The sequence below is a fragment of the Kribbella swartbergensis genome (genome assembly GCF_054784135.1).
This window is the reverse complement of sequence record NZ_BAAGPM010000008.1, coordinates 58,937-79,135: the sequence shown is the minus strand read 5'-3', so window position 1 is coordinate 79,135 and position 20,199 is coordinate 58,937. Positions and strand designations below refer to the sequence as shown.

The following is a 20,199-nucleotide window of genomic DNA, read 5'->3' as shown; positions in this document are numbered from 1 at the left end:
AGCAGGAGACCAGTGACCAGCAGCCAGAACAGCAACGAACCCGCAGCGACGATGACCAAGCCGACGATTCAGCAGCAGCCAGCAGGCAGCAGCAAGAACCAAGAACTCAGATCACACCAAGGCATCACGATCAAATGGAGCCTCGACTCCGCTTCGTGTCGTCGTATCGGCCTGCCGCCTGCGTCGGCCGTCGGCACCGGCGCGCCGGTCGCGGCGGTGGCCATCGAGCGGGCTGGGGGTGGCTCGTGCTGAGCATCTCCAGCGGGCATCGGGCCGACTACCTGACCGGCGCGGTCGCGGCGGGCCGGGAGAACTACTACACCGGCGCGGTCGCTGCCGGCGAGCCGCCCGGGCGGTGGTTCGGTAAGGGCGCGGAAGCCCTGGGGTTGTCCGGTGAGGTCGATACCCAGGACATGACCGCGCTGTACGAGCGGTTCATCGACCCGCGCGACGAGGCGTTCCATGACCCGGCGCGGTGGGACGAGGCCGAGACCCTCGGCCACACCGGGCGGGCGTACAAGTCCGAGGAGCAGGTGTATGCCGATGCACTGGCCAAGGAGCCCGGTGCATCACCGGAGCGGCGCGCCGAGCTGCGTGCACTGGCCGGGAAGGCGGTGCGCAAGAACGTCGCGTTTCACGATGCGACGTTCTCGGTGCAGAAGTCGGTGACGGTGCTGCACACATCGTTCGAGGCCCAGGAGGTGCAGGCCCGCACCGCCGCCGAGGCGGCGCGCCGTGCACTGGCCGAGGCGCACCGCACCGGTGACCGCGATGCGGTGCACCGGTGCACCACGGCGGTGCGCCAAGCAGAGGCCGAGGCGGTGCACTGGGCCAAGCATCGGCAGGCGGTCGAGGACGCGATCTGGGCCGGGAATCAGGCCGCGTTGACCTACCTGGCCGACAAGGCCGGTTACACCCGCGTCGGCCACCACGGCGGCGCGGCCGGGCGCTGGGACGACGCTCACGACTGGGTCGTGGCGTCGTTCTTCCAGCACGACTCTCGCGACCACGACCCGCAGTTGCACATCCACAACGCGATTCTGAATCGCGTGCAGGGCAGCGACGGGCAGTGGCGCACGCTCGACTCGAAAGCGCTGCACCGCTACAAGCCGGCCGCCGGCGCGGTCGGCGAGCGCGTGATGGAACAGCACCTGACGCGCTCGCTCGGGGTCCGGTTCGCGATGCGCCCCGACGGCAAAGCCCGAGAGGTCGTGGGAATCGAGCAGGCCGTGATGGACCTGTTCAGCTCGCGGCGCCGCGCGATCACAAAAAAGACCGCGAGACTGGTTGCCGAGTTCGAGACCAAGTTCGGCCGGGAGCCGAACAGCCTGGAATTGGACCGGCTCCAGCGCACCGCCACGCTGGCGACCCGCCGATCGAAATCGCACGACGGTGAGACCGTCGCGCAGCGGCTGGAACGCTGGGATCGGCAGCTGCGAGCCGAGGTCCGCGGGGGACTCGGCAAGGTCGCACACGACGTGCTCGCGTTGCGGCAACGCCAGTCGCTTCCCGGCCGGATCAACGAGGCGAAGGTCCTCGAGACCGCCCTGGCCGAGGTGCAGACAGCACACGCGACTTGGCGCGCGTCGGACCTGACACGTGCGATCAGCAACGCGTTGCCCGACAACCTGGGCAACCTGAAGCCGGACAGAATCGCCTGGCTACTGGACAGGTTGACCGAACGCGGGTTGAAGCTCGCTCAGCGCGTCGATGCTGACCGTCCCGGGCAGCGCGCGGGCGAGCTCGCGGCGCTGCCCGACGATCTGCGCCGCGGCGACGGGTCGTCGGCGTACTCGGCCCCCGGCGCGACCCGGTACGTGACCCCGGATCACGTCAAGGCCGAGCGGCAGCTCGCCCAGGCCGGCTACGCCCGCGGCGCAGCCGCCATGACCCCGGCCGACGTGGACGCGTTCGTGAAGCGGCTCGCCGCCGACGGGCTGCAGCTCGGCGACGACCAGGCCGCCGCGGTGCGCGGCATCCTCACTTCGGGTGCGAAGGTCGAAACCCTGATCGGCCCGGCCGGCACCGGCAAGTCCCGCGTCGTCGGTGCCCTCGCCAAGGCGTGGGAAGACCCCGACCTATGGGGAGGCGCGCAGCGCCGGACGGTCGGGCTGGCCGCATCCCAGGTCGCCGCGGAAGTGCTCGCCGGCGACGGCGTCACCGCGCAGAACATCACTCGCTGGCTGATGACCCAGCAGCGACTTACCGACGGCTCGACCATGCCCGAGGACCAGGCGTGGACCCTGCGTGAGGGTGACCTGGTGGTCGTGGACGAGTCCGCGATGGCCAACACCCGCGACCTCGCCCCGATCCACGCACACTGCGATGCGGCCGGAGCCAAGCTGCTGCTGGTCGGTGACCACCGCCAGCTCGCCGCCGTCGGCGCCGGCGGCGGGATGGAACTGGTCACCGCAGGCGCACTCACCCACGAGTTGACCGAAACCCGCCGCTTCCGCGCCGAGTGGGAAGGCCCGGCGTCGCTGCGGCTGCGCGAGGGCGACGAATCGGTGCTGGACGAGTACCACAAGCAGGGCCGCATCCTCGACGGCGGCCACCTCGAAGCCGCCCAGCGCTCCGCGGCCGACGCATGGCTAGCCGACCACCTCAACGGCCGCCACGCGCTGCTGATCGTGGACACCAACGCCCAGGCCGCCGATCTGTCCGCGCAGCTGCGCGCCCGGCTGGTCGAGTACGGCCAGGTCGACGACGAACGCACCGCCTGGCTCGCCTCGACCGGCAACCGCGTCGGCGCCGGGGACCTGATCCAGACCAGGCTCAACGCCTGGCACCTCAACGGCTACCGCGGCAACAAGCGCGCCGCGTTCAACCGCGACGAGTTCAAGGTTTTGGACGTCCTCGAAGACGGTGGCTTGCGGGTCGCGCCGCTGGCCCGCGGCACCCGCGAACCCGTGCCGGGGCAGACGATGGTGCTGCCCGCGAGCTATGTACGCGACTGGATCGCTCTCGGGTACGCCGCCACCGTCCACTCCTCCCAAGGATTGACGGTGGACACCAGCCACCTGGTCGCCACCCAAAACACATCGGTCTACGCGCTGTATGTCGCGATGACCCGGGGCCGGGTCGCGAACACCACCCACGTCGTCACCCAATCCGTGGCGAACCAAGCCGAGTACGGCGAGACAACGACGGCGGCGAAACGGTCGCCGCTGTCAGTGCTACGCGGCGCGTTCGACCTGGACGACCCCCAGCTGTCAGCGTTGCAAACCGCGGCCGAGTCCGCCGCCGAAGCCAACCGGCTCCGCACACCCGCCGAACTGCTCGCCGACGGCATCGCGCTCGCCACCGCCGGGCGCACCGCCCGCTGGCTCGACGAACTCACCGACGCCGGCGTCCTCACCGCCGACCAGCGCACCGCGCTCGCGGTCGAGGACGGCGCCGGAACCCTCGACAACCTGCTGCGCCGGGTCGAGCTGGCCGGACACGACCCGCGCCGGGTCCTGACCGACGCGATCCAGCAGCGGTCGCTGCACGACGCCCACCGGATCAGCCACGTCCTCCAGGACCGCATCAAGCGCGCCGGCGGCAGCCTCGACCCGGTCGGTGACACCTACACCGACCGGCTCCCACACATCGATGACCCGAAGTGGGCGGCATACCTGGCCGGCCTCGCCGCTGAGGCCGACGCCCGCACCGCCGAACTCGGCGAGCAGGTCGCCGCGGAACTGCCACAGTGGGCGGTCGAGGCCTTCGACAGGCCACCAACCGACCTCGGCCGAGAGCGCGACGTGTGGATTCGGCGCGCCGGGCTGGTGGCCGCGCACCGCGAGGTCATGGGCCACGACGCGGCCGACGACGCGCTCGGACCGGCACCGAAACCCGGCCAGGTCGAGCAGTACGCCTCCTGGCGTGCCGCGTGGCGGGCGCTCGGGCGTCCGGAGGCGGACCGCGCCGAGGCCGAGATGTCGAACGGCCAGCTGCGCGTCCGGGTCCGCGCCTACGAACGCGAAAAGGCGTGGGCACCGCCCTACGTCGCCGAGGAACTCGCCGGCACCCGCCAGGCCGCCGACCGCGAACGCCGCACCGCCGCCCTGCGTGCTGCCGAAGCCGACGCGGCCAACGATCCAGCAACTCAGGAGCGGCTGCGCACCGAAGCCGAACAGGCCGAAGCCCTCGCGCGGGCACTAGACGCCCGCGCCGCCGAACTGCAGATCGCCGACGACGCCCGCGCTGTCTGGTGGGCGCACACCGCCGAAACCCGCGCCGCCGCCGAACGCGCCGAGGCCGAACTTGAGGCCCGCGGCATCGACAACAGCGACGACGGACCCACACCCGACGAACTGCTCGACACCATCGACACCGAAGCCCAAGCCGACGATGCCGCCCAGGCCGACGAGGATCAGCACCAAAAGGTCACCGACGGGCACGAGCTGGCCGACGTCGCCGAACAGGGCGACACCGACACCACGCAGCCGATGGCTGCCGACGTGAAGGCCGAACTGGTCAACGACGAGCTACCCAGCAAGACCGCGGCACCCGAGATAGCTGCCGACGAGCTCCCCGACACGCAGATCGTTGCCGACGACAACACAGCCATCGCAAAGGCGGCCGGTGACCTCGAATCCCGCGGAACTGAGCCGCTCGCGGACTGGGCCCTGATGGATAGTCAGGCGCCGGCCGACATCCGCGAGGTCGCGGCCGGCGAGGAGCCTGTCGCCGAATCCGACACGCCGCGGGTTCCGTCCGCGGACGAAACCGCCGAAGCGGTACGGCGGGCGCAGCGGGCACTGATCGAGATTCAGCACCGCCGCGAAGCCGAAGAACGCCACGCCGCCGCCGAAGCCGAAGCCCGGGCCGAAGAACTTGCCCGGTGGCACGCCGACGACACGACCGCCGAACACCCCACCGGCGCAACGGCGGTGTCTGCAGCCGATCGGGCCGCGGACGATCACGGCCCGGTGCTTGAACTCGGCAGCTACGACGACGAATAGCCGCGCGGTCCAGGCTCTCCCGCCCCTGGCGGGCGGGAGAGCACCCCGGCCTCCGGCCGGGCAAAAGGCCCTTCTGTGGCTGGGTTTGGTGGCCGGGTGCCAGACCGCCCCCTCCAAAGTCAAGGGGTTCTCGCCTGGAGGACGGCGGCGCTCCGCAAGCTCCGCTTATTTCCTTGTCCACCAGCCGAGAACCCCTTGACTTCGGAGCCTCTAGCGGTCCGGCAGACGGCAGTTGCCGGCAGGCCCCAAAGGACGGGGACTGCCGTCACACAACGGCCACCAGCGACAAGGGAGCAACCCCAGATGCCGGACACCACCACCTCCGAGCACCGCGACACGACACCGATCGATCAGCCCTACCGCGACGGCATGTTCGTCAGCACCTGCGGCTGCGGCGCCGAGTTCCTCGGCCGTGATCCCGACGAAGCCGACTACTTGCTGGTCGAGCACATCCACAGCGCCACCGGCACCGCGAACTGACACCGAGCTCGGGGAGGGCCGTGGTGAAGGACCACGCACCCACGGCGCCTCCCCGCACCAACCAGAGAAGGGGTTGAGACAAGCGATGACGCTGACGATGACTGACCTGTTCTGCGGGGCCGGTGGCTCGAGCACCGGGGCTGTGCAGGTGCCGGGGGTGACGGTGAAGCTGGCCGCGAACCACTGGAAGCTGGCCGTCGAGACGCACAACAGTAACCACCCGACCACCGACCACGACTGCGCCGACCTGTCCCAGGTCGAGCCGCGCCGCTACCCGCGCACCGACATTCTGTGGGCATCGCCGGAGTGCACGAACCACTCCCAGGCCAAGGGCAAGAAGCGCAACGTGGACGCGATGCCGGACCTGTTCGGGGACACGCTGCCGGACGAGGCGGCGGAGCGGTCGCGGGCCACGATGTGGGATGTGGTGCGGTTCGCCGAGCACCACCGCTACGACGCGATCGTTGTCGAGAACGTCGTGGACGCCGCGTCGTGGGTGCTGTGGCCGGCGTGGCGGTCCGGGTTGAACGCCCTTGGCTACTGCGTGCACGTCGTCTACCTCAACAGCATGCATGCGCAGGCCGGTGGGCTTCCGGCGCCGCAGTCGCGTGACCGGCTGTACGTGGTGGCTCACCTGCGCACGTCGGGTTGCCCGGACCTGAACCGGTGGACCCGGCCGAGGGCGTGGTGCGAGGGCTGCGGCCAGCTGGTGCGGGCGATGCAGGCGTGGAAGAAGCCGGAACGGACCTGGGGCCGCTACCGCGCCCAGTACGTGTGGCGCTGCCCGAACGTGGCCTGCCGCAACCAGGTCGTCGAGCCGGGCTGGCTCCCGGCGGCGGCGGCGATCGACTGGAGCCTGACGGGGGAGCGGATCGGTGACCGCGCGAGGCCGCTGGCCGACAAGACAATGGCGCGTATTCGCGCCGGGCTGGCCCGCTACGTGAAGCCGGAACTGCTGGTGCCGGTCGAGGGCCGCGACGGCAAGACCGCCGCGCCGCTGTCGGAGGCGATGCGCACCATGACGACCCGCAACGAGACCGGGCTGCTGGTTCCGGCGGGCGGTACCTGGAACGAGACCGCGACCACGGTGGCGGAGGTGATGCGGACCAGGACCACGCGGGAGTCCGAGGCGCTGGTGGTGCCGCTGCGCAACAACAACACGACCAAGCGCGCGACGGACCCGTTCGACACGTTCGCTGCCGCGGGCAACCACCACGGCCTGCTGATGCCCTACTACGGCAACGCCACCAGCCGCGCCACCAGCGAGCCGCACGGCACGTTCACCACCCGCGACCGGTACGCGCTGGTCATGCGCAACAACGGTTCCCGCTCCGATGGCGCGGAGATGTGCACACCGGCGACCGAGACGCTGCGGACGCTGACCACGGCGGGGCACCAGTCGGTGCTGGAGCCGCAGACCATCGCGGTCGAGGATTGCCTGTTCCGGATGCTGGAGCCGCACGAGGTGGCGGCCGGGATGGCGTTCACCAACGGCTACGTGGTGCTGGGCAACAAGCGCGAGAAGGTCCGCCAGCTCGGCAACGCCGTCACCCCACCCGCCGCGCGCGACCTCATCGCCGCCGTCGCCGAATCCCTCGGCCACGACCTCGGCGACCTGACCGCCGCCTGACCGCCCCCCGGGGCGGGGCCGTAACAGCCCCGCCCCGTCCACCACTGCACGCCAAGAAGCACTGACCCACACAGACAGGAGAACGCCTGATGACGATCAAGGTCCGGCTGTCGGGAGAACCCGACGAAATCGCCCGCCTGGTCGAGCACCTGCGCCACCAGTTCCAGGTCGCCGGCGCCGACCGCGCGTACCCCAACCGCGGATCGTTCGGTGTCCGCGTCTACCTCGAACTCCGCGAATCCAACCCGAACCAGATTACGCAACGAGTCTGCAGTGAACGAGTAGACCCCGACTGCAGAGAGGTTGAACCGTGACCAGCCCACGGCGCCACCCAACGGCGGTCACCAATCCCGGCCACCAAATGCTCAGCCGCGCTGCGCACTGGCACGCAGACCAAGGTTTCGCGGTCATTCCGCTGGTACCGGGCAAGAAGGTGCCGGCCGTCGAGAACTGGGAACACGCCGCCACCACCGACCACCTAGCGATCGCCCGCACCTGGCGAACGGCGCCGTACAACATCGGCGTCGCCACAGGACCCTCCCGGCTGCTCGTTGTGGACCTGGACCAACCCAAGAACCCCACCGACCTGCCACCCGAGCCATGGAGAAGCCGCGGCGCAACCAGCGGAGCAGACGTACTGCGACTCGTTGCCGCCGACAACGAGGGCAACCTGCCCGACACCTACACCGTCAGCACGCCCTCGGGCGGACGACACCTGTACTACCGCCAACCCGCCAGCCACCAGCTCGGCAACAGCGCCGGCCGCCTCGGATGGAAGATCGACACCCGCGGCCACGGCGGATACATCGTCGGCGCCGGATCGACCACCGCCACCGGCCGCTACCGCGCCGACACCACCGCATCCCCACACCCCCTACCAACGTGGCTCACCAAGGCACTCGACCCGGCGCCGCCGGCCGCCAGCGCGGCCCCGACCACACGCAAACTGACGAACACCAGCGCGTACACCCTGGCAGCGCTCACCGGCGAACTCGAGAAAGTCCTCGCCGCCGCGCCGGGCCAGCGCAACGACACCCTCAACCGCGCTGCTTTCGCACTCGGCCAACTCATCGGCGCGCAACTGCTCGACCAGCACATCGCAAGAGACGAGCTCATCTCCGCCGCCCACCGCATCGGCCTGCCCCGCAATGAAGCCGAACGCACCATCACCTCAGGACTCACCGCCGGCACACGCCGTCCACGCCAACGAACCGCGTGACACAGAGGATTTCAACCCGAGAACGAGAAGCCCTTCTTCTGCGGCGCTGCGGTCAGCCTGCCTGAGCGTGCTCTACCTCGATCGGCGGCACGCCCGATCGACGCCACGCCCACGCCAGCGTCGCCATCGCGCCCTCAGCGAAGCCCGGGCGACCAGGCAGCCCACCACGCGCAACTGCATGCTCCGCAGCCTCAGTCTCCCGCGCGATCAGCTCCTCATGCGCCTTTCGAGTGCTCCCAGTGATCGGAGCATGCGCACGCGACCGAACCGGGCCGGTCGGGTAGTTGAAGGTGACAAAAGCACACGCCAACCAGCTGCAAGTCACCTGCACGCCGGTCAGGTACCAGTCGCCTCGGCCTTCAGCCGCTAGCGCATCACCGCGCCGCTCAGCCGTCAACCACAGCCGGGCGAACTCCCGCACCGGCACCCGCAGATTCTCCCGCGGTATCCGCTCGATGTCCCGGGCAGTCAGCTCCATACCACAACACGATCCCACCGCCCGCCGACAGTTTCCAGGCCGCGATCGATTCGACTCCGCATAGGCGGCGACTGAGGGACCGAGCGAGACCGTGCCCCGGGGCGTCTCACCGGGCACGACGCACGGCAACCGGTGGTCGCGCTACTGCTCAGAACGTCCCCCACCACTAACTGCGTGCCGGCCGACAAGGTACCCGGAGTCAAAACCTCCGCCCCGCGCGGGAGCTCAGGGGGATGCGCCTTAGGACCGCAATCTGCAACTGCCCGCTACCGCGGAAGGTCACTGCCAGAGACCACGCCAGAAAACGTCCGGCCGTTTGTGTCCAAGGCGCGTCACGACGGCTCGGATGTGGAGGCATGCTGGTGTTGTGGCCGGGCGGTGGCGGTGCGGGAAGTGCGAGGGAGCGAACGTTCCTGAGCATCATCGGTTCTGCCCGCACCGAGATCCCCGGCTCACTGTGAAACGTGTGCTGATCGTGGTGTGGCCACCTTTCGGACGGTGTCCTGACGGGAACACCGATGAGCCCGACTCGGGGGCGAATTGAACCCGTCGGACCGACCAATCCACGCAGCACGGGGCAGGTCGGCAACTACACGACCACTCAACCAGTGGTGCCCCGCGATAAGCCAGCGGTCACCACCTACGGTGAAGCAGGGAGGCGGCTCCGACGCCGAAAAGGGGGGAGTCCAGCGCCGGAGCCTGGCGACCCGGATATGGGGTACACGGAGCCGCCTATCCACACGGTACCGACCGCTCCTCCGCTGGTGTGGCGTGATATGAACGCTGAACTGCGCGACGTTGACAGAAGCGTTGCTCTCGAGCCGAGAAGCGACCGCGCCGCACCAGCCATCTCGCTCTGGCGGGTTCGCCGAGCCCGGCTCGCCGCGTTGCAGTCACCGAATGATCGCGATGCTCTCATCTGGTGCGGGCGACTTGAAGCGCGTCGAGTGACATGGCACCGACAAAGGGGGGCAAGGATGTTTCGCAGAAGGCAAACAGCGCCGGTGCACCGCCCGGCTTCGCCAGCCGCTTCGGCCGGGGCGTCCGTACACCTTGACGACGACCAGGCCGCTCGGATGACCGCACAGCTCGCCGCGGACGGCCCAGCCGTTGCCCGGCCGATCCTCACCATCGAGCTGCTCGAGCACCTGCTCGAAATCTCGCCCAACTACAAAGCCGGCGAACTCGCCAGAACCCTCATCGTGCGCATCCTCGACCGCCTCGACACCGACGGCGTCGCATCGCCCGCATCGAGCATCGAATGAACCGCCGCGCTCACCGCACCGTCAGCCGATGCAAAAGCAGCGAGATCGGGCCAGGCGACGTTGTCGCGGTCGAGCTGGGACAAGGCGCGTCGGCAGAGCTCATTGGCTGCATTGCGTGGATCATCGGCGACGCCGTCTGCCTCCTCGACCACTCGACCTCGCCGCCGAACAGTCTCGTTGTTCCCCGCTCATCGGTGAGGACCCGGATCAATAGATGACGCGGACGTTGGTTCCGGTTCGCATACTGGCCGCCGTGGTATGACACGACCCTGCTTGAGCCCTTGGTGTCTGAGCCGATTCGTCTTCGGTGCTTCAGCAGTCGCGGCTGCACCCGCCGGCGGAGGGCGGCTGTGGAACCTAGGCGGTGGAACCGTACGGCTCCTGGCCTCCGGCAGAACTCGCTCGGGGTGATCGTCGGCCCCTGCGTTCAAGTGCTCCACGAGGCTCACCGGCGGCGACGGTCATTCGATCCGTTGTTCGTGTGTGCTGGCCGAACGCTCGCCTGCGCCTCTGGGACGTCGACGACGTAACAGTGACGTTGTCGCTTCGGCAGCGGAACGCCAGTGTCTGGGCTCTGTGAGCTCGCCCGGGTCGTTATCCGGCGGGGACGCTGGCGATTGCGGTGCTGAGCCGGATTCGAGTCCAGCACGGGGACGGCGCCGGTGGTGCCTACGCCGCCTGGCCGGATCGTGAGCTGGACCGGACGCTGAGTCTGGGGTGTCTGGATCGCCTCGTTCGCCGTGCCAGTAGGCCAGCCTTCCCGCTCGGCTGACCGCCCTGAGGCGGCGCTCAGTGACGGCTCGGCCGCCGTTGGCCGCGGCGAGTAGGACGTGGTCGTTGGCGCGGAGCACCGTGTTCTGGTCCGGGACGAAGAGCCTGCCTTCGCGGTGAATGAGGGTGACGACGGCATCGTCGGGCAGGCGCAGTTCGGCCACGGACACGCCGGCCAGCCTGGAGTTGTCCGGGACGGTGAACTGGAGCACGGTGGCGTCCAGCTCTTCGAGGGGAGCAGACTCGATCCTCACGTCACGGGTGGCCATGGACTCCTGCACGCCCAGCCGCCGGGCAACCAGGGACAGTGTCGGACCTTGTATGAGGGTGAAGACGATGACGAGGAGGAAGACGACGTCGAAGATCCGCTGGGCGGACGGCAGCCCGACGGTGACTGGGATCGTCGCGAGGACGATGGGTACGGCGCCTCTGAGCCCGGCCCAGGACATGAAGGCCTGTTCTCGCCAAGGTATGCGGAACGGCGTCGCGCACACCAGCATTGACAGCGGCCGCGCGATGACCAGGAGAGCGCCGCCGACGATGAGCGCCGGAAGCAGCGTGTCCGGCAGCCGGGACGGGCTGGCGAGCAGTCCGAGCATGACGAACAGGCCGATCTGCGCGAGCCAGGCGAGGCCTTCGGCGAACCCCTGGGTGGCGCCGCGGTGTGGCAGCGCGGCGTTGCCCAGCCACAGCCCGGCGACGTACACGGCCAGGAACGGGCTGCCGCCGGCGATGCCCGCGACCGCGAACGCCAGCAAGGCGATGGCGATGGTGGCCAGCGGATACAGACCGGCGGCCGGCAGTGCGCTGCGGGACAGCAGCCACTGCCCGGCACGGGCGATCGCGAGGCCGACAACGGCTCCAATCAGCAGTTGGCGCAGCATCATGACTGCGACAGCGCCAGCGCTCGCCTCGTTCCACGCATCCGAGGTGACGACGGTGACGAGGATGATCACGGGAGGGTCGTTGAAGCCGGACTCGGCCTCGAGCGTCGCCCGGAGCCGACGCTGCAGCGGCAGTTGCCGCATCACCGCGAACACGGCGGCCGCATCGGTAGAGGAGACCACGGCGCCGAGAAGCAGCGCAGTGCGCGGATCCACGTCGAGGGCGAGATAGGCAAGGCCCGCCGTGACCGTGACACTGACCGCTACCCCGACGGTGGCCAGGACGAGCGCGAGGCCGGCGACCGGCCGGATGACCTGCCACCGGGTGGTCAGTCCGCCCTCGGCGAGGATGACGGCGAGCGCCAACGAGCCGAGGATCATGGTGAGACCGGTGTCTTCGAAGTCGAGTCCCAGACCGGACTCCCCAATGGTCAGGCCGATGGCCAGGTAGAGCAGCAGGCTGGGCAAACCGGCTCGCGTCGATACCCGGACCGCGGCGACGCCCGCGAGCAGCACCAGCGTGCCGGCCAGCACGACGACGTTGAGATCGGCCGGGTTCACCGGTCGCCGGGCGGTGTGGAGCGCCTGCCGGCACTCGGTCTGCTCAAGGGGGTACCGGCTTGCTGAACGAGACGTAGCAGGTCCGCGGACAGCCGAGCTTCGATGTCGCTGACCGTGATCTCCGCGACCTCTACTCCCCAGGCGGCAGCGATCGTGCTCAGCTCGCAGGGCAGCGTGTCCTCGAGCCGCTCCCGCACCATCAGCAGGTCGACGAGGTCGGTGTGTGCGACTCGTTTGGCGAGCGCGCTCTCCACCGTCGCGACTGTGTCACCGACCGGATCGGCCGACGCCACGGTCGAACGAGCCGGAGCGGCGATCCGGCACGCCACCGTCGCGGTCAAGCGCACCGAGACGCCGTCTCGGGTGAGAGCGGATACCACCAGCGGGAGGTGGACCGGCCGCAGTGACACGGTCGCCACTCGTTCCAGGCCCGGTATCGAGGCGACGATCCCCGGTCCGCGCACGCGCGTGATGCGCCCCAGCCGGAAGACCACGATGCGATGGTGTTCGGGCACCACACGCAGTGCGGTGCCACCAAGAACCGCCACGGCGAGCAGGGCGACCGTCAGCCAAAGCCCGAGGCTCCACTCGGCTGGATCGGCGACCATCGGCCGCGCGGCTTCGGCCACGGAGATCGTCGTCGTCACGACGGCGCCTCCCTCCGGCCGGTATCTCGTCTGCCCGGTGGGCGGACGACCGGGCCCCACGGCATCGCTGACTACTGACAGCGGGTGTCCCGGCCGTCCGCCGCAGACCCAGTCTTTCGTCTCTAGTACTACGGCGGTATGAGTGCTACCACCCATTTCGTTGCGGCGGACCCGACGGCATGGACACGCGTTCCGGAGAGGGGAGGTCGGCGCGTGACGGTGGCGCCGACTTGCGGTCACGGCGCTCTACGTCTCCGACTGAGAAGGCACACGGCAGGCGGCCGAACGGCTGACGACATCTGCGGTTGGCCACTCGCCTACCGGCCCGAGGCACTGGCAGCCTGCGCCGGATCTGGACCGCAACCGAGGACTGGCCGAGGAACCCGCCAGCCGGCAAGGCGGCCTGACACCTTATATGGAGCGCGGCCGGACCGCCGCCAAGCCCACTGAAGGGTCGTGACCGTCGACGTGGGCGGGAGCGCCTGGCCAGTCAGGCCCGAGCCATGACTCAGCCTTGACGGTCTCGTCCAAGATCGTTCCTCGTACAGGATGTTCTCGTGTCCAGTGATAAGAGCGGCGACAATTTCACCTCGCCGACCCGTCCGACTGTCGCTGCTCGCCGACCAGCATGCCAGCCAGGGGCGCGTCGTGAGCACACCAGCCAGGTAGCCCTCGAGGTTGTCCTCGGCGGCGAGCACGTGAGCTCGCCGCTCTGCGCTCACCCACAGGGGCGAACTCGGCGGCCGGCACGCGCAAATTGCGGGCCGGGATGTGCTCCAGGTCAGCGCCGGAGCGAGCAATCCACAAACGATCCATCCCACGACCTTCCGACAGTTACCACGGATCAGGTCAGGACCATTAATGATGTGTACAGTTCTGTACATGAGCCACACTTTGCCGATCTCGGAGGCCCGAGGGCAGCTCGGGTCCCTGGTACGCCGGGCGTCGACCCGCCGTGAGCGGACCACGATCACCGACCACGGCCAGCCAGCCGCGGTGATCATCTCTGCCCAGGAGCTGGAAGACCTTGAAGACCAGCTCGCCCTCGCGCAGTACCGGGTCGAGAAGGCGACCGGCCAGCTTCGGACCGTTCCCCACAGCGAGGTTAGGCGCCGTCTCGGCATGAGCCGGGCGTGACCTACGAGGTCGTCTGGAGCGAACGCGCCTTGGATCAGGCCGCGGGCTTCCTCGCCGACGACCCGGCCGGTCTCGAGCAGCTCATGGCCGCGGTCGACATGCTCGCCGACGAACCGCGGCCCGAGGGCACTGCGGAGTACGGCTCACCAAACGTGCGCCGGATGCATGTCGGCCGGTACCGGGTGCTCTATGACGTGAACGACACCACCGTCACCGTTGTGGTGATCCACGCCGGCCGCCTCGGCTGACGAACAGCTCACACCGCGACCCACGCTAAAACGCATCCTGGTCGTCGTGTGGCCGCCGCTGGCCGCTCCCGCCACTGTGATCGCGACGGGCTCGGGACGGCCGCTCGGTGAACAGACGCTCAGCGCGGTCGGCCTGCGGCACGGCGGCGCTGATGACGTTCCGATTCGTCCCCATGAGGACGAACGGTCAGGCTTTTGGCAGTTGTCGGGTGTCGATCAGTTGCTGGGCGACATCGCGCAGTTTGGTGTTGGTGTCTTGGGAGTAGCGCCTGAGGATCGCGAAGGCCCGGTCCTCGTCGAGATCGAAGCGTTCCATCAGAATGCCCATGGCTTGCCCGACGAGTTTTCGGGCGTCCACCGCCGCCGCCATGGTTTCCTCGTGGCGTGCGGTCGCGACAGCGACCGAGGCGTGCCGGGCCAGGATGTGCGCGATCGCTTCGTCGTCGGCGCTGAACCCGTCAGGGACAGGGCTGTACAGGCCGAGCACGCCAACGGTGGACGAGCTGCGTGAAAGTGTCAGTGGTACGTCCAGCACGCTGCGCACTCCCAGGCTGGTGACCTTCGCGGCCCAATCCGGCCACCTCTCGTCGCTGGCAGTGTCACGGACCAGTACCGTGGCGCGGTCCCGCAGAGACGTAATCAACGGGCCGTTCTGAGTGTCGAGCTGGACCTGGTAGATCTCGGCCACCACCGGATCGGTCACAGCGGGGATCTCTGGCCGGCCACCCCTGGTGTACAGCGCGACACCGGCGAAGGTGCAGTTCAGTGCTTGCAGCGAGAACTGCACGACCGCCTCGACGGTCTGTTCGACGCCGCCGGCGTCGTGCATTTCCACCGCCAAGCGCGAGAAGAGGTCAGCCTGCGCTGCGGCGGCTGGGTAGGCCGTCGCTGCGCCGATTGCAGGGTCGGCGGCCGCGTCTGGCTGACCGATGAGATCCATGCCCACATCATGCCCAGGAGTGCAGCGCACGTCACCCACGAACGCGCCGGGCGGCCAATCGACCACGCACCGTCGGCCGGAGAGCCGTCCCCTGAATGGCTCTCCAGCCGAAGCGTGCCACAAGGATACGAGCGCGGTTTGAGGGCGACGGTCAGCTGCGGCTGTCAAACGCCGCGTAGCGATGCCTCGTATCGATAGAACATGTGTTCGACTAATGGCATGATGGCTGCATGGTGGGTCGCTTCAAGGTGCGTCCCGGTGACGGGGCCAACGACTGGTCGGTGTGGGACAACGCGATGAACGGGTGCCGCGGCGCTGGCCTCACGCGGGAAGAGGCGCATGCACAGGCGGCCGATCTTGAGTTGCAGTACGACGCGCACGGTGCCCGGTCGGCCGACAACGTCCGGCGGGTCAGCCCTGCGGTGGCGGTTGAGGCGTGGCGGCCGGCAGGCGTGCTGGACGCGTGGGTCCGTGAGAACGGGTGCTGGGTCGGGCGGGTGCGGCTGCCCGACGGCGGATTCGCGTGGATCGAGCAGGCCAGGCTTCGGCCAGCGGGTGATTCGTGATGGCTGAGACCAGGGGACCGGTGATCCGTCTCGAAGGCGGACCGCGTGCTGGGGCGCAGTTCTACGAGGAGGACTTTCTCGAGCGCATCCGCGCCGCCCAGCGGATGGGGCGTACCACCGTAGACGGTCCTGGCTGGCCGCTCGGTTACCAGCGCCCCACTGCTGGACTGTTGTGGACCTGGCGCGGGGTCAACTGCCATTCCCGCCCGCTGGCTGACACGCAATCGGCCTAGCCGGCTGCCGTCAGATCAACATCCGGCGCGTGGCTGATGGCCGGATTTCCGCGGTTTGCAGGTACCGCTCCAGGTCGGACTGCCCGCGCAGCCATGCAGCATCGCCAGCTATGTCGAGGCACCATCGGCGGCTCCGACGCCGAAAGGGGAACTTCAGCGCCGGAGCCTGGCGGCCTGGCTATGGGATGGCGCAAAGCCGCCTACCCACAAGGTACCTACCACGTGTGCTCAACGCCGGAGCATGACGGCAACGCTCGTGGACCGAGCGAGATCAGCCTCTGCCGCGTGGCTGGTGGCCGGATTCCGGTGCGGTTTGCAGGTACCGTTCCAGGTCGCGCAGGCGGGTCGTATCGAGCGGCTGGGTGGCCTTCAGCCCTTGGCGCGGCGCGGCCTGCCAGGACCGGGCTCGTTCGTACTCGCGGCCGGTGAACACCTCGGCCAGGAATACGCCGTACCCGAGGTCGACGGTAGCGCGGTCGGCGAGCTTTTCGGATACCCGGGCGGCCCACCAGACGAAGAACGGGCCGACCAGCGGCGACAACACCATCGCCACCCGAGTAGTCGAACCCTTGGAACCACCACACGCCGATAACACCGGTCAGGCAGAACGCGATCACCAGTTTGATGACGATCGACAGAACGCGCTGCTTGAGGCCGACCCGGATCGCCTTGGCCATCAGCCGCGCCGGCATCGATGCCCCGTACAGCAGCAGCGACAAGACACGCGGCAGCGTCAGCGCATGGAACAGCTCGTGCGCCAGGACCGCTTCGAGGTGGCGCGGCGGAAGCGTGTAGGTCGCCCAGCTCGTCACCGCGACGGTGGAGCCTGCCGCGACCGGCGCGGTGGCCTCCGGACCCTCGTGGATCCACACCCGGTAGCGGTTCGGGTTCACCCGCGCCGCGGCACAGACCGCGAACCACGCCGGCCCGAGGCGCTGCGCTTCCAGCGCCGATGGTGGACGCAGCCGCCAGACCCGTCGCGCTAGAAGTTCCTCGGCCTTCGGGTGGAAGATCGCAGCCGTCACCGCGAGCCACGCGAACAAGGCGACCACGTACAGGGGGCGGCTGGGGAAACCGACGAACTGCACCGCGAGCCAGGACCACCACAGCCAGGGCAGGGCGAGACCCAGCTCGATCAGCGCCGCCAGCTTCAACCGCTGCCGCAGCAGCGTAGGCCCTGCCGCCTGCGCTGGTGACACGAAAATCCCCGGGCGGGAAGACTCCGGCGACGACGGCGTGGGCAGACTCGAGGGTCCACCGAGTCGAGATTGAACCTGGCCGCCGTGATGCCCGCGCTGCGAGTGCGCGTCAGGTCGATTCCCTCTTCGTTGCTGTTAGCACCGGTCATGCTCCGGAGGGTAGGCAGACACCGAGGCGAGAATCCAGACATTTGCCACTTCTTGCAACCAGCCTGCGGTCCTGGACGTGGTGGTATCCCGCACGAGGCGTCACATCGGTGCGGCGACTCAGTGAACAGGTTGCCTGTGGCAACCGTGGACGTCACTGTGGGGTGATGGACCTGCATGCGGTGCTGGAGCTGTACGGGCTGCCGCCCGAGCAGTTCACCGCGGCCCGCAACCAGCTCGCCACGGCGCTGAAGGACGCCGGAGACATCGCGGGCAGTGCCGAGGTCAGAGCGCTGCGCAAACCGACGATCGCTGCCTGGCTGGCCAACCGGCTGGTGCGGATCGCGCCCGACCAGGTCGACGAGCTGACCGCGTTCGGCGAACAGATCCGCACCGCCCACGCGACCGGCGACCGGGTCGGTTTGAAGCAGCTCACCCCGCGCCGGCACGAGCTGGTCCAGCAACTGGTCGCCGTCGCCGCGGCCGACGCTGCCGCGAACGGGCGAGTGGTCACCCCTGTCGCGGCCGAACGCCTCACCGAGACCCTCGACGCGGCCCTGGTCGACCCGAGGGCCGCGCAACTGCTGCGCACCGGGCGCCTGTCCAGCGCCATGCGCCATGTCGGATTCGGCGTCGTCGACGAAAGCGGCGAACCGGCAGCGGTTCAGCCACTCAAGAAGGCCGCCAAAGTCGCACAACCTACCCAACGGGCCAAGGCGCCCACAGGCAAAGCCCCGGCCGCCCAAGCAGCCCCAGTCGCGGCCGGGAAACCTACCCAGAAGCAGCTGCTCCGGCAACGCCGCACCGAACTCCAGCAACGCCTGCGCGAGGTGGCAGCCGAGTACGAGGCAGCCGAGAAGGAACGCCTCGCGGCCGAGTCCGAGCTGGACGCCAACGAACACCACATCGCCGACATGCAGACCGCCATCGAGCGCCTCACCGACGAACTCGAACAGGCCCGCCGCGAACTGCGCGCCGCACAATCGCGCACCCGCAAACTCGAACGAGGCCTGACCATCGCGGCCCGCGCCGCCGCCAGCGCCAAACGCCGCCTCGCCGCTCAACAGCAACGACTCGAAGCACTCAACGAATGACGCGCAGGCCAGCCGTCCGGGTGACTGCGGGCCGGTGAACCGGAGGTGTCGCCAGTCCCGGGCCTGCCTGCCGGCGGGGCCTCACGCCTCGACGCTGTGCGGGCGACGGCTACACCCGCCGGTGGCTCCGGGCCGGGGACTGACGACACCACACCAGTGTGACGCTCGGTGCGAATCGGCGTACGGGGTTATCCACAGGGTCATGGAGTCGCCGAGCGCCGTGTCGCGCAAGCTGGGCTGTCCAAACTGGCCGTGCCCCGGCTTGGGATCTTGAGCGTGAGCCAGGTCTGGCTTCCAGGCGGCCTCGCGCGCTGTGTTTTCAACGCGCGAGGCCTGGCGCCCGCTGGTCTCGAGCTCAGCGGGCATCTTCCTGCGGTGCCCGCCAGGCAAACGCTTGTATCCGCTTGAGCCGATCCGACCAAGCATCGGGCGCCCGCCAGTTCGCGGGCGACCCTCATTCGGGCTCGGCTGCGACTGGTTCCAGGAGGTGCGGCCCGTTGTTCTTGACGTCGTTCACTGCCTTCGAAATGGCGTAGATATCCAATCCGGACGGCGGCGCCATCAGGCTGTGCACAGTGTCGACGTCGTCGTTGCGAGGATCGAGCCATGCGTCCCAATTCTCCGGGGCGACGGCCATCGGCATCCGGTCATGGATCCGGCCCACGTCGTCGGTCGCTGTGGTCGTGATGATCGTGAATGAGGTCAGCCAAGCGTCCGGGTCGTCGGACGGTTTCGAGTCGTCGCGCCAGAACTCGTACAGGCCGGCCAACGTCAGAACTCCACCGTCGGCGGGGTGGATGTAGAACGGCTGCTTCAGCGGTTTCCCCGACTTGCCGATCTGCTGAGTCGGGAACCACTCGTAGAACCCGTCCACGGGGAGCAGCAGCCGCCGCGACTTGAAGGCCCGCTTGAACGCCGGCTTCTCGTGCACGGTTTCGGCGCGGGCGTTGATCATGCGGTTCCCGATCTTCGGATCCTTGGCCCACGACGGGACCAGCCCCCATTTGAGGTTGCGCAGCTGCCGGACCGGTTCGGCGTCGTCGCCGGCCCCGCGCGGTGGGCGGGCCAGCACGGCCGGGCTGGTCTTGGTTGGCGCGACGTTGTAGTCCGGAGCCTTCTCCTCATCGGCGTAGGCTTCCTCGATCTTGAACGTCTCCAGCAGCTCCGAGCGGCTCCGGGCCGAGGCATATCGTCCGCACATGCCTCCAGCCTGCCAGAGCGCCCTACCGATCTGGCGGCAAACTGTTGCCGGTCCGATTCCTCAGACCGTGAAACACTCACCGCTCAGGCCGCGATACACCGTGGGGAGGGGCCGTGTCACGCAAACGCTGCCGCTACGAGCGGCCTGCACCGACGGACGACAATCAGCTAGTCGTCGCCCGTCTGCTGGCGCTGTGGCGAGCCGTCGCCGATTCGTCACCGCCAGTCGACTTCGACCTCGCTGTGCTCGCCGACGACGCCTTGCTCGACCAGCTGGCCGCTTCCACGATCTCGCCCAACCGGTCCACCCCCCGTAGAAGTGGGCCGGCCGCCGGAACGACACGGTTCCCGGGAGCGCCGGGGGGAGGGCGCTCACCGGGGACCGCACAATCACGGTAGCTCGGATCTGGTGATGTGCTCCGCCCGCTCACCGACTGATCGTGAGGTACGTGTGCCGCCGGTCCCGAGCCTGCCTGCCGGTGGGGCCTCGCGCCTCGACGCCATGCGGGCGGCGGCTACACCCTCCGGTGGCTCCGGGCCGGGGGCCGGCA

General features: G+C 69.0%; 17 protein-coding genes. 11 read left to right on the top strand and 6 right to left on the bottom strand.

The annotated features are described in order from the left end of the window. The first annotated feature begins 12 nt into the window (after positions 1–12). The 6 genes from ACYVOK_RS04020 to ACYVOK_RS03995 all read left to right on the top strand — a co-directional run bounded on the left by ACYVOK_RS04020 (position 13) and on the right by ACYVOK_RS03995 (position 8,278). Positions 13–252: a hypothetical protein gene (locus tag ACYVOK_RS04020; RefSeq protein WP_460660857.1), complete on the top strand. Its 240-nt coding sequence runs from the start codon at positions 13–15 to the stop codon at positions 250–252. Further along, a complete protein-coding gene (mobF, locus tag ACYVOK_RS04015; protein ID WP_460660856.1) occupies positions 246–4,949 on the top strand; it encodes a MobF family relaxase in 4,704 nt (1,567 codons plus the stop codon). The genes ACYVOK_RS04020 and mobF overlap by 7 nt, the downstream gene beginning before the upstream one ends. A 303-nt stretch (positions 4,950–5,252) precedes the next feature. After that, the gene (locus ACYVOK_RS04010) at positions 5,253–5,429 is read left to right on the top strand and encodes a hypothetical protein (RefSeq protein WP_460660855.1); all 177 of its coding nucleotides are present in this window, start codon (positions 5,253–5,255) and stop codon (positions 5,427–5,429) included. Positions 5,430–5,514: 85 nt separating this feature from the next. Further along, positions 5,515–7,059, top strand: a complete 1,545-nt coding sequence (locus tag ACYVOK_RS04005) for a DNA cytosine methyltransferase (RefSeq protein ID WP_460660854.1) — start codon at positions 5,515–5,517, stop codon at positions 7,057–7,059. An 89-nt stretch (positions 7,060–7,148) separates the two neighbouring features. Beyond that, positions 7,149–7,373: a hypothetical protein gene (locus tag ACYVOK_RS04000; protein WP_460660853.1), complete on the top strand. Its 225-nt coding sequence runs from the start codon at positions 7,149–7,151 to the stop codon at positions 7,371–7,373. Then, the gene (locus ACYVOK_RS03995; RefSeq protein WP_460660852.1) at positions 7,370–8,278 is read left to right on the top strand and encodes a bifunctional DNA primase/polymerase; all 909 of its coding nucleotides are present in this window, start codon (positions 7,370–7,372) and stop codon (positions 8,276–8,278) included. Before ACYVOK_RS04000 ends, ACYVOK_RS03995 begins: the two co-directional genes overlap by 4 nt. A 52-nt stretch (positions 8,279–8,330) precedes the next feature. Here ACYVOK_RS03995 and ACYVOK_RS03990 read toward each other — a convergent pair whose 3' ends face one another. Next, the gene (locus ACYVOK_RS03990) at positions 8,331–8,756 is read right to left on the bottom strand and encodes a hypothetical protein (RefSeq protein ID WP_460660851.1); all 426 of its coding nucleotides are present in this window, start codon (positions 8,754–8,756) and stop codon (positions 8,331–8,333) included. A gap of 1,076 nt (positions 8,757–9,832) precedes the next feature. On the opposite strand from ACYVOK_RS03990, the gene ACYVOK_RS03985 reads away from it, so the two are divergent. Then, positions 9,833–10,021: a hypothetical protein gene (locus tag ACYVOK_RS03985; RefSeq protein WP_460660850.1), complete on the top strand. Its 189-nt coding sequence runs from the start codon at positions 9,833–9,835 to the stop codon at positions 10,019–10,021. A 461-nt stretch (positions 10,022–10,482) separates the two neighbouring features. Here the strand turns inward: ACYVOK_RS03985 and ACYVOK_RS03980 are convergent, their stop codons facing one another. Both ACYVOK_RS03980 and ACYVOK_RS03975 read right to left on the bottom strand, forming a co-directional pair. Continuing rightward, positions 10,483–12,237 (bottom strand): potassium/proton antiporter, encoded by a 1,755-nt coding sequence (locus tag ACYVOK_RS03980; protein WP_460660849.1) that lies wholly within the window; start codon positions 12,235–12,237, stop codon positions 10,483–10,485. Then, positions 12,234–12,884 carry an SPFH domain-containing protein gene (locus ACYVOK_RS03975; protein ID WP_460660848.1) on the bottom strand — a complete coding sequence of 217 codons (651 nt, stop codon included), beginning with the start codon at positions 12,882–12,884 and terminating at the stop codon, positions 12,234–12,236. The genes ACYVOK_RS03980 and ACYVOK_RS03975 overlap by 4 nt, the downstream gene beginning before the upstream one ends. Positions 12,885–13,766: 882 nt before the next feature. Here ACYVOK_RS03975 and ACYVOK_RS03970 point away from each other — a divergent pair. Together ACYVOK_RS03970 and ACYVOK_RS03965 are read left to right on the top strand one after the other, a co-directional pair. Further along, on the top strand, positions 13,767–14,021 hold the full coding sequence (locus ACYVOK_RS03970; protein ID WP_460660847.1) for a type II toxin-antitoxin system Phd/YefM family antitoxin: 255 nt from the start codon (positions 13,767–13,769) through the stop codon (positions 14,019–14,021). Continuing rightward, positions 14,018–14,269, top strand: a complete 252-nt coding sequence (locus ACYVOK_RS03965; protein WP_460660846.1) for a type II toxin-antitoxin system RelE family toxin — start codon at positions 14,018–14,020, stop codon at positions 14,267–14,269. The genes ACYVOK_RS03970 and ACYVOK_RS03965 overlap by 4 nt, the downstream gene beginning before the upstream one ends. A gap of 187 nt (positions 14,270–14,456) precedes the next feature. On the opposite strand, the gene ACYVOK_RS03960 is transcribed toward ACYVOK_RS03965, so the two are convergent. Continuing rightward, the gene (locus ACYVOK_RS03960; protein ID WP_460660845.1) at positions 14,457–15,209 is read right to left on the bottom strand and encodes an ANTAR domain-containing protein; all 753 of its coding nucleotides are present in this window, start codon (positions 15,207–15,209) and stop codon (positions 14,457–14,459) included. 230 nt (positions 15,210–15,439) lie between these two features. On the opposite strand from ACYVOK_RS03960, the gene ACYVOK_RS03955 reads away from it, so the two are divergent. Continuing rightward, a complete protein-coding gene (locus tag ACYVOK_RS03955; protein ID WP_460660844.1) occupies positions 15,440–15,775 on the top strand; it encodes a hypothetical protein in 336 nt (111 codons plus the stop codon). Positions 15,776–16,279: 504 nt separating this feature from the next. On the opposite strand, the gene ACYVOK_RS03950 is transcribed toward ACYVOK_RS03955, so the two are convergent. Then, complete coding sequence (locus ACYVOK_RS03950) at positions 16,280–16,561, bottom strand: hypothetical protein (protein ID WP_460660843.1); 282 nt, start codon at positions 16,559–16,561, stop codon at positions 16,280–16,282. Between the two features lie 960 nt (positions 16,562–17,521). On the opposite strand from ACYVOK_RS03950, the gene ACYVOK_RS03945 reads away from it, so the two are divergent. Further along, positions 17,522–18,448, top strand: coding sequence for a hypothetical protein (locus tag ACYVOK_RS03945; RefSeq protein WP_460660842.1), 927 nt, complete (start codon positions 17,522–17,524; stop codon positions 18,446–18,448). Positions 18,449–18,902: 454 nt separating this feature from the next. On the opposite strand, the gene ACYVOK_RS03940 is transcribed toward ACYVOK_RS03945, so the two are convergent. Further along, entirely contained in the window at positions 18,903–19,649 is a 747-nt protein-coding gene (locus ACYVOK_RS03940; protein WP_460660841.1) for an SOS response-associated peptidase, read from the bottom strand. Positions 19,650–20,199: the final 550 nt, after the last annotated feature.